The sequence below is a fragment of the Mesorhizobium sp. BHbdii genome (assembly GCF_053848045.1).
The window spans coordinates 1-489 of sequence record NZ_JBSPKX010000155.1; the positions used below are offsets into that span (position 1 = coordinate 1).

Below are 489 nucleotides of genomic sequence, written 5' to 3' on the forward strand. Positions count from 1 at the left end.
GAGGGACAGGCTGACATCGCGTTGAAGGACATCGGCGTGAAGGCGCCCTATCTCCTGATAAACGGCACATTGAATGTCCGCCGCGCCAGGCAGGCCGCCGACCCTCCGAGAAAGTCTTTCATCATCGGCGCCATTCGCTGGCTGGGAGCCAGGATTGCCGCAGCCATAAGGCTGCGCGCCTGGTGGGGCGGGCCGGACATCATTCTGTCAGGCCGCCGCCAGTCTCCTGCGCGGCCAGCTGCCATCCTGGAGGCCAATGACCCAAGCAAGCGGGGACGCAACGCCGAATTCTTTCTGTTTTCAAAACATTTCGTCGGCAGTGAATCAACCGGCTATGCGCCCTCCGCCGCGATGGCCGAGCAAGAAGGGCAACTGGATCTTGCGGCGGCGGCAGCGATTTCGGGCGCCGCCATTTCCTCGAGCATGGGTCGCATCAGTCTCGGCCTGCTCGGGCCGACACTGGCACTGCTCAACCTGCGGCTGGGGTTC

Annotated in this window: 1 pseudogene; it reads left to right on the forward strand. The window is 63.6% G+C overall.

The features are described from left to right. Positions 1-489 (forward strand): annotated as a pseudogene (locus tag ACWTU8_RS32360) (hypothetical protein); the annotation flags it as partial.